The following is a 14,148-nucleotide window of genomic DNA, read 5'->3' as shown; positions in this document are numbered from 1 at the left end:
GACTAGACGACGACGAAGTGGTAGGTGGCGCCGTAGGACTGGATCTCTGAATCAGCGACGTCCATGGCGTTCATGTGCTGGACGAGATCCGCGCGGCTCAGCAAGAGGCGTCGCTGACGGTTGGCGTCAATCAATGCGGCATCGAAAGCCTCCCGGTTCGACCACTCGGGCTGCATGCCCTTCCAGACATGCGAAATGAAGACCTTGTTGTCTCCAAAGCGGCCCGTGGGTGATGCCCTGGCGACGTCGAGCACCCGTTGCGCGAAGGCGTCTCCACCCGTTGCTAGGGAGGCGTTCGGTTTCGGTCGCGGGGCTTCCATGTGTATCGGGAGGGAGGCTGTCTTCTTCGGCTCCGGCGCGTCCTCCGCCAGCACCCACTCCCGCATCACCGCCAGCCGCACCACCTCCGCGTCCACCCGCGCCGCGCTCACGGTCCTCGCGGCCAGTTGCTCCACGCCGCGCTTCGGGTCGCTGACGTCCTGCTCCAGCAGCTGGCCCAGCAGGTGCGCCTGCACCGCGCGCAGGGAGAACTTCTCCGCCGTCTCCACGCCCAGCTGACGCCACAACAGCCGGTCCCGCACCTGCTCCAGCGTCGGCGTCTCCGGCCCCTCCACCTTGTGCGCCCGCTTGAGCAGCAACGCGCGCACACCATTCGCATCCACCAGCCTCCCGAACACCGCCTTGGAGTTCGGCAGGCCCAGGCCCCTGGCCAGCAGGTGCTGCTGCTTCACCCGCTTCCACGTCAGCCCCTTGGGCGAATCCACCCGCAGGAACTTCAGCGCCCGCTGCCGGCCCTGGCCCGTCAGCGCCAGCGCCGTGCGCGAGCGCTTCTCCACCAGCCTTGCCTCCTGCAACCCTTCCAGCAGCGCGTCGAACCGCTCGGTCCACTCGCCCCGGCTCCAGCGGTGCTCCACGAAGGCATGCAGCGTCTTCGCCAGCTCGTTGCGCGTGCCCGGCTTCTTCTCCGAACGGGTTGCCAGCCAGGCCAGGGCCAGGCCCTGGAGTCGGGTATCAGGGGTGTCGGTGCTGTCCATGGTCATGGCTCCCGCCCGGCGAGCTCTCGCCTCCGGGCTGCAATCAACGTGTCGAGGGTGTGGAGGATGTGCTCCAACTGGGACAGCACGTCCGTCGCGAGCAGCCGGTACACCCAGTAGCCCGCGCGCTGGAGGTCCAGGTCCTTGCGCCGGTCGCGGCGGAACCGCTCCGGATCCTGGAAGTGGAAATAGCCGTCGACCTCCACCGCGAGCCGCAGCTCCCGGCTCAGGAAGTCCACCTCCCAGGAGCGCTTGTCCTCGGGGTGCAGCCGGACGTTGTGTTCGAAGACCCCCGCCGTGGCCGCGTGCTCCTCCAGCCGGTCGCGCAGGTAGGCCTCCGCCTTGCTCCGGGACTTGTCCGGGGCCGGGTCCCCCGCGCCCGTGAGCACCTCCAGCGCCACCTCCGCGGCGCTCACCCGCTGCGCTTCGGGCGCCCCGGCGCGCTCCAGCTTCCGGAGCGTCTCCACCGCCCCCTCCACCCCCGCCGCCCGGGGCACCTCCAGCCGCCCCTCGCGCACCAGCGCCTTCAGCCGGGACTCCCCGCCGCCCAGGAACGCCTCCAGCGCCTCGGCCGTCACCCCGCACGCCACCGCCAGCGCCGGCACCGCGTTGCTCAGCGCCCCGGCCACCTGGAGCCCCCGGAACGACGGCGCCACGCCCGCCGGCACGCGCACCACCGGCGCGCACCCGGGCGGCACCAGCGCGTGCAGGGCCCGGAGCCCCGCGCCCACGCTCTTCGCCAGCGCCGCGCTCACCGCGTCCGGCAGCGCCCCCGGCGCCGTCGCCTCCCTGCCGACGACGAGCGCACGGCACAGCGCCCACGTCGCCTCCGGCAACCGCGCGGGCGGCGACAGCCCGTCCAGCAACACGCGCCGCTCGTGCGCCGTCTTGCCCGTGAACACCGGCGTGTGTCTGGGATTCGCGGCCGTCAGGCTGAACGTCGCCAGCGCCTCCGCGTCCGCCCCCAGGTCCCTGCTGGCCGCCAGCGCCCGGGCCCAGCCCAGCGCCGCCGCGTGCAGGTCCTCACCGGAGACCTCCACCACCCCCAGGCCGTGACGGGCGGCCCAGCGGGCCCAGAGCGCGCTCGCGGCGTCCGCCGGGCCCTCCAGGACGCTCAGCGTCGCGATGCCCTCCCTCCGGCGTCGGGCCTGCCGATCCAACGCATCCAGCAGCCCGACTTCTCCCGCCAATGGCAAGCCTGCCCCCCCGGGAGTGGTATCGCTTCACCACCGCCTGTGCATGCAAAGCCTGCTCTCCCAGGTCGGGTGCTGACAAGATCCCCAAAGGAGGTATGGACTTCCGGGGAGGGATTGACCCGGGTGGGTCTGGAGACACGCTACCGCGACTTCTCCTCCAGCGATTCCCGACTCAGGAGCAGCCCCAGCCCCGCCGCCGCGAGCGCGGAGGCCATGCCCGTCAGGAAGGGGGTCTGGGTGCCCAGTGACGCATACATCCAGCCGGTCGCCACCGGCCCTACCGTGCGCGCGAGCCCCCCGCACGACTGCGCCAGACCCAGCACGGCGCCCTGCTGCGTGGGCGCGGCCACCTGGGAGGCGAGGCTCGAAATCAGCGGCTGGACGAACCCCATCCCCACGCCCACCAGCACCACGGCGGCCATCATCGGCGGCGCGTGCTGGGACACCGCGAGCCCGCCCATTCCCGCCGCCAGCAGGAGCGCCCCGATGATGAGCAGCCGGAACTCACCCACCCTGCGCGCCAGGGGGCCAATCAAGCCACCCTGGATGATGAGCCCCAGTCCGCCCACCACCGCGAACGTGTAGCCCACCTCCTTGGAGCCCCAGTCCAGCCGCGCCTGCACCACCAGCGCGAACGCCACCTGGAGCGTGGTCATGGACAGGAACACCGCGAAGAACAACACCAGCACCATCCCCAGGGCCTTGCGCCGGGGGGAGTCCTGCAACGCGGACCAGCGCGTCTGGGATTTCGCGTGGACGCGCGCCTCGGGAGGGTGCGTCTCCGGCATGGCCACCAGCGCGCCCACGAAGCCCACCAGCGCCAGCCCTCCGGCGAGCAGCGGCGGCACCCACGGCCCCAGGCCGGAGAACACCCCGCCCAGCGTCGGCCCCAGCACCATGCCCAGTCCAATGCCCGCGCCGATGCGGCCCATGGCCTTCGCGCGCGTCTGCTTCGTCGTCACGTCCGCGATGGCCGCCTGACACGCGGAGATGTTCCCGGACGTCGCCCCCGCGAGGATGCGCGAGGCGAAGAGCAGGGGGAGCATCTTCTCGTAGCTGGCCAGCGCGAACAGCACCATCGCCACCGCGTTCGCCAGCAGGCTCAGCAGGATGACGGCGCGCCGCCCGTGCCGGTCCGAGTAGCGCCCCAACAGCGGCGTCGCCAGCAACTGCGTGAGGGAGAAGCACCCCAGCAGGACGCCCACCATCCGCGCCGAGCCGCCCATGGACTGCACGTAGAAGGGCAGCATCGGGATGACGATGCCGAAGCCCACCAGGTCCAGGAACACGGTGAGGAACACCACCGCCTCCACCCGGCGCAGCAGGCCCGGGGAGGTTGCCTGGGGCTGACCCACGCTCACGCTCTCCGCCACCATGTCAGTCGTGCCCCGGGCCCACCGGCAGCGAGTCCGCGTAGGCCCTCAGGATGCGGCCCTCGTCGTAGGTGGCCTGGAAGCCGGTGGCCGCGAGGAAGCGCTTGTTGTCCACCACGATGGGGTACCTCAGGTGGTCCGTCGCGCCCACCGACAGCCGGGGGAAGCCCGCCCGTCCCATCAGCAGCGACAGGAGCGGCGAGGGCAGCGGCACCGGCGTGCGGCCCGTGCCCTTGATGATGACCGACAGCGGCACGGGCGAAGGGCCCGCCACGTTGAAGATGCCGCGCACGCGCTTCTCCAGCGCCAGCTGGAGCGCCGTCACCACGTCCTCCTCCTGCAGGACGTGGAAGAGCGGGTCGTAGCCCAGCACCATGGGCACGCGCCGGCCGCGAATCAGGTTCGCGAGCGTGCCCGTCCCTGGCGTGCCCAGCGTGTACACCAGCCGCAGCACCGCGGTGGTGATGTCCGGCAGGCGCCACAGCGCCGTCGCGGCGTACAGGTCCGCGGCCACCAGGTCCGCCAGCTCCGGGATGGCCTCCAGCGCGCGCGGCGGCTCGTCCTCGGAGTGGTACAGCGGCGAGTCCGGCGCGGCGCCGTAGAACGTGTGCCGGCCCACGAAGAGCACCTGCTTCACGCCGTGCGCGGCGCAGTGGTCGAACACCGCCTTGGTGCCGTCCAGGTTGATGCGGCCCCGCTCGCCGCCCGGCACCGTGAAGGCCGTCACCGTGGCCATGTGCACCACCGCGTCCGGCTTCCAGCGGCGGAAGACGTCCTCGGCGGCGCGCTTGCGCACGTCCACCGGGTGCACCTGGATGTCCTTGGGGCCGTCGCGCCACGGGCGGACGTCGATGCCCGCCACCTGATGCCCGCTGTCGCGCAGGCGCAGGGCCAGCCTGCGCGCGATGCCGCCGGAGATGCCCAGGATCAAGACCTTCATGGCAAAAGCCTCCGGGTGCGGCGCAGGTTGCGCTCGGCGCGGTGCTCCTCGATGAGCCGCGTGATGCTGTCCTTCACCTGGTTCACGTACCCTTCGATGACGTGGTCCTCCTCGTCGCCGGTGCCTTCGAAGAAGAGCGGCTCGCCGTAGTGGATCTCCAGCCCCACCGGCAGGGGCAGGGGCAGCAGGTACGGCGTGAGCGGCACGTACGGCACGCCCAGCAGCTTGCCCAGCGCGTACGCGTTGGTCACCGTGGGGATGGCCGCGCCGCCGCCCAGGAAGGCGAAGGGGATGACGGGCGAGCGCGTCTGGAGCGCCAGCCGGATGAAGCCCGTGCCGAAGTCCACCAGCGAGTAGCGCTCCGTGTAGAGCTTCGCGGTGCCCCGGGCGCCCTCCGGGAAGATCATCAGGAGCCGGTCGTCCTCCAGCAGGCGCACGGCGTGCTCGGGCAGGCCGGTGAACTGGCCGGTGCGGCTGGCCCACAGGGAGGCCACCGGGAACTTGTGGATGAAGCGCTCCACCATGCCCTGCGCGAGCCTTGGCGGGTCCATCTCCAGCATCGTGGAGGTGAGCACCATCATCCCGTCCACCGCGACGCCGCCGGAGTGGTTGCCCACCAGCATGCCCCGGCCCTTCTTCGGGATGTGTTGCACGCCGGTGCAGCGCACGCGGAAGTAGTTCCGGTAGAGGAAGGCGAAGAACTCCAGCGCCAGCTTCAGGTGCTTCTTGGAGATGCCGTACGGGTCGACGCCGTACTCGTTGAAGGGCAGCTCCAACCGCTCCACCCGGGCTGACAGGGACTCGCTCTGGGGCACGGGCGCACCGTAGCACCGCGCGTGCGCTTTGCACGGGGGCCCCGCGTACCCCATTGTGCTCCCGACAGGTGCCCCGCATGGCGGGGCGCCCCTGGGAGGCGCGCACGATGGCGGGGCCGTGGACGGGAATGCTGGAGGGCGCGCTCGCGTGGGCCCGGGCGCTGCCGGAGCAGCTCTCCTCGGAGGTCGCGGTGGACGTGGCCGGCCGGCGGGTGCGGCTGTCGCACGCGCGCGTGGAGGCGCTGTCGCGCCAGGTGCTCCAGGGCGTGAAGGGGCTGGAGCTGCGCTCCTGGGCGTCGGGCCTCGCCGTGTACGACCTGCGGCTGTCCGTGCGAGGCTGGAAGCTGCGGGTGGAGACCACCCCGGAGCGCGTGGAGCTGGCCCAGGGGCGCTACACGCTGTGGCTGGCCACGCCGGGCCGGGTGGAGCTGGAGGAGTCCCCCGGCGCGTCGTCGCTGCTGATGGGGGCGCTGCGCACGGGCGCCGGCAGGGCCGCGCTCAAGGCCCTGGCCCAGAAGCTGCTGCCGCCGGAGCTGCGCTGGGACGGGCAGGTGCTGCGGGTGGAGGGCCGCCTGCCGGAGGACGGCGCGCTGGCGGCCCGGCTCTTCGAGGCGTCTTCCCTGCACCTGTCCTCGGTGCACGCCCCGGAGGGCCTGTGGCTGTCCGCCGAGGCGTGGCCGGGGCTGCTGGACCTGCTCCAGGCGGCCCTGGGCGCCCGCGCGGACGCTTCCTAGCGCCCCTCGCCGTCCCACACGTTGGCGCGCCCCTCCAGGGGGCCGCGCTGCGGGCGGACGATGCAGAAGCGCTGTCCGGTGGGCGCCTCCATGACCCACCAGCGCTTCACGTAGGCGACGCGCCTGGCGCCCAGCGCCTCCAGGCGCTCCAGCTCCGCGTCCAGGTCATCCGATTCGATGTCCAGGTGGATGCGGCTTTCGTGCTCCACCTGCTGGAGGAGGAGGGAGGGCTCGTCGGCCGTCGCCTCCAGCTCGCGGTAGTTGGGCGAGTCCGGATCCACCGGCTTCAGCTTCCGCCCCAGCGCCGCGCTCCAGAAGCGTGCGGACGCGTCGAAGTCGTCCCCCTTGCAGTCGATGACGAAGGTGCTGAGTCGGCTGTGATGCATGGCTTCTCCTGGAGTCCGCGCAGGGGTGCGCCTTGGGGGTGGGGGAGCCCGGAATACACCGAAAAGCGGGGTGTGGGGCGGCAAATTGAAGCGGGGGTGTCTAGGCGCAGGCCTCGCAGAGGCAATTCATGAGGGGGATGACACTGCGGGGCTCGTGGGGCTTGAGGGCCCAGAGCTCCGGCTGGCACAGCCTGCCGTCACAGACGTACCCGGCGGGGCCCCGGCACTTGCCACACGCCAGGGACTTGAGGGCGGGGCGGTCGCAGATGGCGCACCGGCGGGCGCCCTGCGTCCCCTGGAGGCTGGACAGCTGGGGCTTCTTCGACTCCGCCACCTCCTGTTCAAAGGCCTCCATGCCTTCGCGGACGGCGGTGACGAGGTCGTACATCCGGAGGGCTCCGCCGAAGATGGCGGTGTCGTGGAGGATGACGGGGTTGAAGCCCTCCTGGAGCAGCAGGTAGTTCAGGAGCAGCATGGTGTTCAGACGCCCGTTGGCGTCCGCGTAGAAGTGCCCCACGTGCAGGGCCCGGATGGCCCGCACGATGGCGCGCAGCTTCAGCTCCACCCGGGCCTTCTTCAAGGACTGCTGCTGCGCCTGGTCGCGCTCGCGGTAGTAGCGCTCGAAGAGGCCGTTGACCTTGCCCTTGACCTCGGACTGTTCGTAGGCGGTGCCCCAGAGCAGCTGGTTGCTCAGGGTGCTGGTGAGCAGGGACGTGGCCCAGTCCCGCTCCACCCAGTGGTCCAGCACGTCCTTGGGGGCGTGCAGGTTGGCCATCAGGGTCTTGTAGGTCCCGATGTCCCCGTCGTCGTTCATCTCCTTGAGGCTCTCCCAGGAGATGTCGTGTCCCGTCACCGCGATGGGGAAGTTCGTGTAGTGGCTGAGCTCGTGGGGCACCGGGATGAAGCGCCGGGTGGTGCGCTCGGAGATCTTGTCATTGAGCTTGAACACGCACTTCGTCACCGCCGCGTGCATGGCGTGGTAGCGCTTGAAGTCCACCTGGTCCGCCGGTGATGGGCGCGTGCTCAGCCACGCGTCGAACGCCTTCATCATGGCGTTGTAGAAGCCCGGGGACTGCTCCAGGTCGAAGATCATCTCCCGGTGCCTGTTGCCGCTGCCGTGGTAGCGCCCTTCGATGAAGAGCTTCCACCACCGGTCGCGCGGCAGCTGGGTGACGGGGGAGCCCCCCAGGGCCGGAGCGTGCGGCGTCAGCTTGTCCAGGACGCTGCGGACCTTGCTCGCCGCGATGGCGACGTCGAAGGTCGGCCGGGTCGCCAGCCCCTTCTCCAGGAAGAAGGTGGAGATGATCTTCAGGTCGCTGACGGCGCGCTTGGCGTGGAGCGTGTCGATCCACTGGATGAAGGCGGGGGTGTCCCCGGTGTCATGCGTCCCTCCGTCGGAGTCGTAGACCTCCATGCGTGGCCTCCTGGCGCGACTGCGGCGTCGGGGGGGGGCTAGCAAACCGGCCGCGGGCGCCCAACGACCTGGGGGGCCGCGAACCGCGGCCCACCGCCCTGGGCCACCCGGTTGCCGTGCCCCCTGCGACGCCCGTAGCTTGGCGTCCGGCGGTGCAGTCCGCACCGCGTCCTCCAGGAGCGGCCATGCCCAGGCGAGTCACCGTTCAGGTCATCGATGCCCACGATGATCCGGTGCCGGGCCTGCGGGTCCGCCTGGCGCAGACGGGGCAGCTCCTCCCGGACGTGGTCGCTCCGGAGACTTCGCACCGGGCGCTCCTGGAGGCGCACGGCGGAAGCCGACCGGGGCATGTGGAGGCCCCGGCTGGCTTGCCTTGCCCCTACCGACCGCTCATCCCCGGGCCCGGCTTCCAGACCTTCACGTAGTCGATGGAGGCGGTCCAGGCCGTGGCGTTCGTGGCGTTCGCATCGCCGTACCAGAACGCCGAGGCCGAACCGGTGACGGCCCAGTTCGAGGCGACGAAGTTCGACATGCCCACCAGCATCCGCTTGTAGTCCGGGTTGTTGGAGAACGCGGCGGGCAGCGGGATTTCGGTGATGACATTCGTGGAGGGATTGCCAATCCACATGCGGATGTCATTGCCCACGCGCCGCGCGGTGTAGACCCACTGCTTGCCTCCCGTGCGGTCCACCGCCGGCCGGACCGACGACTGCTTGTTGTCCGGGTCCCAGTGCCAGGTCGTCATGACGTCGCTGCCGTCGTTGAAGGGCAGCTCCACGAGGTCCAGCTCCGGCGGCCACGGCGTCCCGCCCCAGCTCTCCGCCACGGGCCACATCAGGAAGTACATGCCCGTGCCCATGCCGGGAGGCAGGTCCCCCTTGAACGACACCTGGTAGTCCGCGTACCCGGGATGCGCGGGCTTGTTGGCGTTGGCGTCCCACCACGTGCCCTGGTCCAGGTAGCAGCCGTCCCAGACGCCCGAGCCGTCATTGCGCTTGCGCGCGCGCATCTCCAGGTAGCCATTGACCGGCACGCAGTGGCTCCGCGTGTTCATGTACATGACGGTGTGGTACAGCGGCACGTTGGTCTGCTGCTGCTTCCACTTGTTCCCGTCGAGCGAGTTGAAGTCGTCCTGCATGTCGAGCACCCAGCCGGACGGCGGGGTGGGGATGCCGCCCGTGCCCGGGACGGTGCTCGAGCGCAGGGTCCAGCCGATGGTGGCGGACGCGCCGCCCGTGGCCTCGTAGTACTCGACCTTCACGCGGTGCACGCCGGCCGTGAGGGTGACGTCACCCGTCAACGTCGTCGCGCCGTGGTCGCTCCAGTGGTCGACGACGAGGTCGCCGTCGACGTAGATGCGGCTGCCGTCGTCGGACGTCGTGGAGAACCGGTAGGTGCCCGCGCTGGCGAAGTTCCAGTCGCCCTCCCAGCGGACGCTGAAGTTGTCAACGCCCACGCCCGTGCCGGGGCTGCCCGTGCCCCAGTTGAACTGGATGGCGGCGTCCCGGCGCTGGAACGCCTGCAGCGTCAGGTTCTTGTCGCTGAAGTACGTGCCGCGGAAGGCCCCTGTCGGGATGCCCAGGCCACTGCCGGCGGCGTCGCCACGCAGGTCGAGCTCCTGCACCCACGAGCCCCCCGTGTGGGTGCGGTAGCGGACGTAGACGAAGCGCGCGTTGGTGTCCGGGATGTCGCAGCCCTGCCACGTGAGGCTGCCGCCATCGAGCGTGCACTCATGCCAGCCCGTCTGGGACCAGTTGGCGTCGAACAGCTGCACGGCGAAGCCATGCGCCTGGTCGCCGTAGCTGCGCACCTCCTGGACCTGCTTCAGCGCCCCCAGGTCGTAGCCGACGTAGGCGAGATCGCCCGCACCCCATGCGCCGGAGGCGTCGTCGTCGTCGTTGACCTGCCAGTCATGGTTGAAGCCTCCCGAGTCGATCAGCTCCGCCGCCAACGAGGCGGTGAGCGCGCCCTTCGCGACGCCGGCCCGCGGCACTTCGGTCCCGGTTTCGCGGACCTCACACGCCAGCGTGAGGAGGGTGGGAATGACAAGACACGTTCGGGCGAACGCGCGGCAACGGGCACGAGCGAGGTGGAACATCGCTGTCTCCATGGGGTGAAACATCGGGGGCCTGGAGGCTCGCCCGAACTCTCCATGCTTAAAAGTATTTCTGCTATTGCGCGTTTCAGGTTCAACAGGGACGCGATGCCCTCCGTGCCCGCTCCGACACGGGCTCGTGCGCGGAGAGCCGCGGGTGCTGGCGGGCCTGCTCGAACACCTGCGACAGGGATTGTTGGGGAGACCTGGGCGACGACCGCGAAGTCTCCGGACCGCGCGGCATGGCCATCAAGGAGCGCTGGCGCACGCACGGCGGGCGCCGCTCCTGGTGTGCTCACCCCTGGCGCAGGAGGCGCTGGAGGTCGTCGGGGATGGGCATCGGGGTGAAGATGCCCACGTCCGCGCCGCCGGTGTTGCCCCGGGGTGCGCGCCCCAGGAGCGAACCCGGGCCCGCCAGCAGGAGCCGGGGCACCTGGCCCAGCAGCTCGCGCCAGTCCCGGGCCCGCCCGGCGAAGGCGAACATCGCTCCGTGGACCCGCAGGTGGGGCAGGGCATGGGCCTGACTGAGGATGTGGGCCCGCTCCAGGTGGTTCCAGGCGGCGTCCGGCGCTCCTCGCGCCTCGGCTTCACGGGCGTGGAGCAGCTCCTGCTCGAACGCTCCACTGAGGTGGGGACTCATGGCCATGCGCGTGGCTCCTGGACCGGCGGGGGCCCGTGGCGGTTGCGACGGAAGGGACGTCCGCGCCCGCCGGAATCTACACCCGGGGCTTCCGGACGGGAGCCGGGAACAGGCCCTTCGCGAGGCTACGGCTTGCGCGGCGTGCCCGCGTCCTTCGACAGGGAGCGGACGAACACGGAGTCGATGCCGTGGATGCGCAGCTGCATCAGGTCCTCCGCGGTGGCGTTCGTGTAGCCCAGGCCGCGCATCTCCTGGACGAACGCGGGGGTGACGCCGTGGATGCGCAGGCCCACGAGCGCTTCGGCCGTCAGGTCCTTGAAGCCCAGGCCGCGCATCTCCCGGATGAAGTCCGGCGTCACGCCGTGGATGCTCATGGACAGCAGCGAGTCCAGGGCCAGCCCCTTGAAGCCCACGGCGGCCAGGGCCTGGATGCGCTCGGGCGTCACGCCGTGGATGCGGCACTGGATGAGCTCCTCCAGCGACAGCTTGGGGTAGCCCGCGGCGGCGAGCGCCCGCACGTACTCCGGGGTGACGTTGAAGATGCCGACCTGGAGCAGGTCCTCCACCGTGCCCACGCGATGGCCCGCGGCGGCCAGCGCCTTGACGCGCGCGGGCCCCACTCCGACCGCGGCCAGCGTGAGCTGCTCGTGGGCATCCGGCGCGGGGATGCCCAGGTCCGACAGGGCCTTCACGTAGGCCGCGTCGGGGGTGAAGCGCCAGGTGCCCGTGCCCTGCTGGGCCGTGAAGCGGCCCTCGAAGGCGAAGGTGCCTGCTTCGCGCACCAGCTTGAACGGGGCGCTGCTTGCTTCCTTCGTGGACAGCCCCTGGAAGGCGGTGAGCGGGGTGGAGAACCCGTGCTGGGACTCAGGACGGTCCTTCGGGTGAAGGGACAGGTGCAGCTCCTGCTCCCGCACCGTGCCCACCCATGCGCCGGAATCCCAGGCACCTGCGGCGAGGACGGGGAGGGCGAAGAGCACCACGAACACGGTGAGCCACGGCGACAGGCGCGACGTCATGACGGCGACTCCTTTCGGGCAAGGCGCGGCCCGCCAACGCGCTCCGGATGGGAGCGCGCGGGTGGGCCGCGCGGTGAAGGGGGAGAAGGGGGTTACTTCCGGGGCTGCTGCATGCGGCGGATGAAGTCCGCGTCGACGCCGCCCGTGCGCAGGCGGCGCAGCTCGTCCACGGTGGCGGGCTTCAGGCCCGCCGCTTCCAGCTCACGGACGTACTGGGAGGTGACGCCCAGGGCGCGCAGCTCCACGGCGGTGTCCAGGTCCAGGCCGCCGAAGCCAGCGGACTTCAGGTCGTTCAGCCAGGCCGCGTCGATGCCCAGCGCCTTCGCCGCGAGCAGCTGCTCGGGGTCCGTCTTCGCGAAGCCCAGGCCCGCCATCTGCTCCAGCCACTGTGGCGTGACGCCCAGGTGTTTCATGCCCACCAGCAGCTCGGACGGGAGGGGCTTGCCGAAGCGGGCCGCCATGTCCTTCGCGTACTCCGGTGTGATGCCCGCGTGGCCGAACTGGACCAGCGTCTGCACCGTGGGCGCGTAGCCCATGGCCTTGACCTGGGCGACGACGTCCGGGGTGACGCCGGCGATCTTCAGCGAGACGAGCTGATCCACCGTGAGGGGGCCTTCGCCCACGCGGGTGGTGGCGTCATCCGCCTCCGGGGCATCCTTCCTTCCGGCACCCGGCGCCTTCGGGGCGGAGGGGCGCGCGGGCGGAGCCGCCGCGACGAGGACCGGGTGGGGCAGCGCCGCGGGAGCGCCCAGGGCCGGCAGGGGCGCCACGACCGGGGCGGGGATGGGCGGAACGACCGGAGCGGCGCCAGCGAACGGGAGCGGTGCGCTCATCGGGGTGGGGATGGCCGGCGCGGCCTTCACATCCGACACCTTCACCGGCTGCACGGCGAGCGCGGTGAGGGGCACCGCCACCGCGAGGCTGCTGGCCAGGGTGACGACGGAGACGCCCGCCGCCAGCCGTGAGGAGCACCGCGACGCGGGCGCCACCACCAGCCGCTGCACGCGGTCCTTCAACGAACCGCCCAGCGCGGACAGCGCGGGACCGCCCGCGTCCATGCCCTGCAGGCGCAGCGCTTCCAGCGCGGTGAGCGCCCGGGCGTAGGGCAGGGCGCCGGAGCCGTGCCGCACGGCGAGGTCGTCACAGCAGTTCTCCCGCTCCACGCGGATGACCCGGGACGTCCACCACACGGCCGGATGGTAGAAGAGCAGCGTCTCCACCAGCGTCTGCGCCACGTTCACCACGAAGTCGTGCCGGCGGATGTGGGCCAGCTCATGGGCCAGCACCAGCTCCAGCTCCCGCACGGAGAGCCCCGTGAGCGTGGCGGCGGGCACCAGCACCACGGGCTTCAACCAGCCCAGCGTGGACGGCACCTCCAGCTTCGACGACACCAGCAGGCGCACCGGCCGCGAGAGCTTCAGCCGCCGGGCCATCGCCTCCAGCCGCTCCTGCCATTCACGCGAAGCCTGCACCGCCTCGTCCACCTGCCGCCGCAGCGCCAGCCAGCCCTTGAACAGCCGCAGCGATGAGGCCGCCACCCCCATCCCCCACACCAGCACCAGCCAGGGCAGGCGCGCGTCCACGGTCCGCACGGCCTGCTCAAGCGGCGGCAGGGACGCGGCCCCGGAGGTGGCACCCACCGGCGCGGCCTGCGTGCGCGGGAGCGTCCTCGTGGCCACGAGCGGGGACGCGAACGCGGTGCGCTCTGGGGGCAGCGTCCTCGCCGCGCGCGCCTCCAGGGTGCGGACGGCGTGCCGCCACGCGGTGGCCACCGGCAGCACGAGCAGGATGCCCAGCGCGCCACACGCCAGCGCGTAGCGCAGGTTCGCGGACCGCACCCACCGCAGCGCCAGCGCCAGCGCCACCGCGACGAGCGTGCCCTGCCACAGCAGGTGCAGCAGCGCCCAGCCCACCGACTCCAGGATGAGACCGTTCATGACTCCGCCTCCTTCTCCAGCGAGTCCAGCAACTGGCGCAGCTCCGCCAGCTCCTCCGGGGACGTCTTCTTGGTGGACAGGGCCTGCAACGCGAGCCGCGCCGGGGACCCGCCGAACACGCGGTCCACCAGGTCGGTGACCAGCTGCCGCTGGGTGTTCTCCCGGGGGACGCGGGCGCTGTAGACGTGCGCGCGCTGGGCCTCGTCACGCATGACGAGCCCCTTCTCCGTCATGATCTGCATCGTCTTCAGCACCGTGGTGTAGCCGCTCCCATCCTGGAGCGTCTCGTGCACCTCGCGCACCGTGCTGGCACCCCGGTCCCACAGCACCCGCAGGATGGCCAGCTCCGCATCCGTGGGGCGTGGCAGCTTGGTTCGGCTCATGGCTCCCTCACTCCTCCATCGATACCGGGTAGATATACGAACGACTTCGTAGATGTCAACGAAGGTCTTCGTAGTTCATGGGGAGGGCGGGCAGGGAAGCGCCGCGGGCTTCACCTGCTTCGGCCTCGGTCGCGGCTGAAACCCGGCGCGGGCGCTGGCATCGGAAGGGGGCATGGCTCCTCCCT

The 14,148-nt window shown here is 71.2% G+C and carries 13 protein-coding genes; 1 reads left to right on the top strand and 12 read right to left on the bottom strand.

What is annotated here, in order from left to right; translation table 11 throughout:
* Window positions 1-2 precede the first annotated feature (2 nt).
* The 5 genes from OV207_RS20800 to OV207_RS20780 all read right to left on the bottom strand — a co-directional run bounded on the left by OV207_RS20800 (window position 3) and on the right by OV207_RS20780 (window position 5,412).
* Window positions 3-1,034 carry a hypothetical protein gene (locus tag OV207_RS20800; protein WP_267556865.1) on the bottom strand — a complete coding sequence of 344 codons (1,032 nt, stop codon included), beginning with the start codon at window positions 1,032-1,034 and terminating at the stop codon, window positions 3-5.
* Window positions 1,035-1,036: 2 nt separating this feature from the next.
* On the bottom strand, window positions 1,037-2,224 hold the full coding sequence (locus OV207_RS20795; protein WP_267556864.1) for an endonuclease domain-containing protein: 1,188 nt from the start codon (window positions 2,222-2,224) through the stop codon (window positions 1,037-1,039).
* A 146-nt stretch (window positions 2,225-2,370) separates the two neighbouring features.
* Complete coding sequence (locus OV207_RS20790) at window positions 2,371-3,591, bottom strand: MFS transporter (RefSeq protein ID WP_267556863.1); 1,221 nt, start codon at window positions 3,589-3,591, stop codon at window positions 2,371-2,373.
* A gap of 16 nt (window positions 3,592-3,607) precedes the next feature.
* On the bottom strand, window positions 3,608-4,543 hold the full coding sequence (locus OV207_RS20785) for an SDR family oxidoreductase (protein ID WP_193347525.1): 936 nt from the start codon (window positions 4,541-4,543) through the stop codon (window positions 3,608-3,610).
* Entirely contained in the window at window positions 4,540-5,412 is an 873-nt protein-coding gene (locus OV207_RS20780; RefSeq protein WP_420715248.1) for a lysophospholipid acyltransferase family protein, read from the bottom strand. Before OV207_RS20780 ends, OV207_RS20785 begins: the two co-directional genes overlap by 4 nt.
* A gap of 23 nt (window positions 5,413-5,435) precedes the next feature.
* Here OV207_RS20780 and OV207_RS20775 point away from each other — a divergent pair, with 23 nt between their 5' ends.
* Window positions 5,436-6,092: a hypothetical protein gene (locus OV207_RS20775; RefSeq protein WP_227026974.1), complete on the top strand. Its 657-nt coding sequence runs from the start codon at window positions 5,436-5,438 to the stop codon at window positions 6,090-6,092.
* Here the strand turns inward: OV207_RS20775 and OV207_RS20770 are convergent.
* The 7 genes from OV207_RS20770 to OV207_RS20740 all read right to left on the bottom strand — a co-directional run bounded on the left by OV207_RS20770 (window position 6,089) and on the right by OV207_RS20740 (window position 13,963).
* The gene (locus OV207_RS20770; protein ID WP_193347527.1) at window positions 6,089-6,478 is read right to left on the bottom strand and encodes a VOC family protein; all 390 of its coding nucleotides are present in this window, start codon (window positions 6,476-6,478) and stop codon (window positions 6,089-6,091) included. The two genes, OV207_RS20775 and OV207_RS20770, sit on opposite strands and share 4 nt — an antisense overlap.
* Window positions 6,479-6,578: 100 nt before the next feature.
* Complete coding sequence (locus tag OV207_RS20765; protein WP_267556861.1) at window positions 6,579-7,892, bottom strand: hypothetical protein; 1,314 nt, start codon at window positions 7,890-7,892, stop codon at window positions 6,579-6,581.
* A 379-nt stretch (window positions 7,893-8,271) separates the two neighbouring features.
* Window positions 8,272-9,885 carry a PA14 domain-containing protein gene (locus OV207_RS20760; RefSeq protein WP_267556860.1) on the bottom strand — a complete coding sequence of 538 codons (1,614 nt, stop codon included), beginning with the start codon at window positions 9,883-9,885 and terminating at the stop codon, window positions 8,272-8,274.
* 397 nt (window positions 9,886-10,282) lie between these two features.
* On the bottom strand, window positions 10,283-10,633 hold the full coding sequence (locus tag OV207_RS20755; protein ID WP_267556859.1) for a DUF3703 domain-containing protein: 351 nt from the start codon (window positions 10,631-10,633) through the stop codon (window positions 10,283-10,285).
* 119 nt (window positions 10,634-10,752) lie between these two features.
* Window positions 10,753-11,643: a 4-hydroxy-3-methylbut-2-enyl diphosphate reductase gene (locus OV207_RS20750; protein WP_267556858.1), complete on the bottom strand. Its 891-nt coding sequence runs from the start codon at window positions 11,641-11,643 to the stop codon at window positions 10,753-10,755.
* A gap of 92 nt (window positions 11,644-11,735) precedes the next feature.
* Window positions 11,736-13,580, bottom strand: a complete 1,845-nt coding sequence (locus OV207_RS20745; protein WP_267556857.1) for a M56 family metallopeptidase — start codon at window positions 13,578-13,580, stop codon at window positions 11,736-11,738.
* Window positions 13,577-13,963: a BlaI/MecI/CopY family transcriptional regulator gene (locus OV207_RS20740; protein ID WP_267556856.1), complete on the bottom strand. Its 387-nt coding sequence runs from the start codon at window positions 13,961-13,963 to the stop codon at window positions 13,577-13,579. The genes OV207_RS20745 and OV207_RS20740 overlap by 4 nt, the downstream gene beginning before the upstream one ends.
* Window positions 13,964-14,148 lie beyond the last annotated feature (185 nt).

Source organism: Corallococcus sp. BB11-1 (assembly GCF_026626625.1).
GTDB lineage: Bacteria > Myxococcota > Myxococcia > Myxococcales > Myxococcaceae > Corallococcus > Corallococcus soli.
The sequence above is the reverse complement of the archived record's forward strand: the minus strand, read 5'-3'. Positions and strand labels throughout refer to the sequence as shown.

Coding starts and splice junctions, on each gene's coding strand:
- OV207_RS20775 (WP_227026974.1), top strand. CDS start 5,436: ATGGCGGGGCGCCCCTGGGAGGCGCGCACGATGGCGGGGCCGTGGACG.
- OV207_RS20755 (WP_267556859.1), bottom strand. CDS start 10,633: ATGGCCATGAGTCCCCACCTCAGTGGAGCGTTCGAGCAGGAGCTGCTC.
- OV207_RS20785 (WP_193347525.1), bottom strand. CDS start 4,543: ATGAAGGTCTTGATCCTGGGCATCTCCGGCGGCATCGCGCGCAGGCTG.
- OV207_RS20750 (WP_267556858.1), bottom strand. CDS start 11,643: ATGACGTCGCGCCTGTCGCCGTGGCTCACCGTGTTCGTGGTGCTCTTC.
- OV207_RS20765 (WP_267556861.1), bottom strand. CDS start 7,892: ATGGAGGTCTACGACTCCGACGGAGGGACGCATGACACCGGGGACACC.
- OV207_RS20770 (WP_193347527.1), bottom strand. CDS start 6,478: ATGCATCACAGCCGACTCAGCACCTTCGTCATCGACTGCAAGGGGGAC.
- OV207_RS20740 (WP_267556856.1), bottom strand. CDS start 13,963: ATGAGCCGAACCAAGCTGCCACGCCCCACGGATGCGGAGCTGGCCATC.
- OV207_RS20800 (WP_267556865.1), bottom strand. CDS start 1,034: ATGGACAGCACCGACACCCCTGATACCCGACTCCAGGGCCTGGCCCTG.
- OV207_RS20745 (WP_267556857.1), bottom strand. CDS start 13,580: ATGAACGGTCTCATCCTGGAGTCGGTGGGCTGGGCGCTGCTGCACCTG.
- OV207_RS20780 (WP_420715248.1), bottom strand. CDS start 5,412: ATGGGGTACGCGGGGCCCCCGTGCAAAGCGCACGCGCGGTGCTACGGT.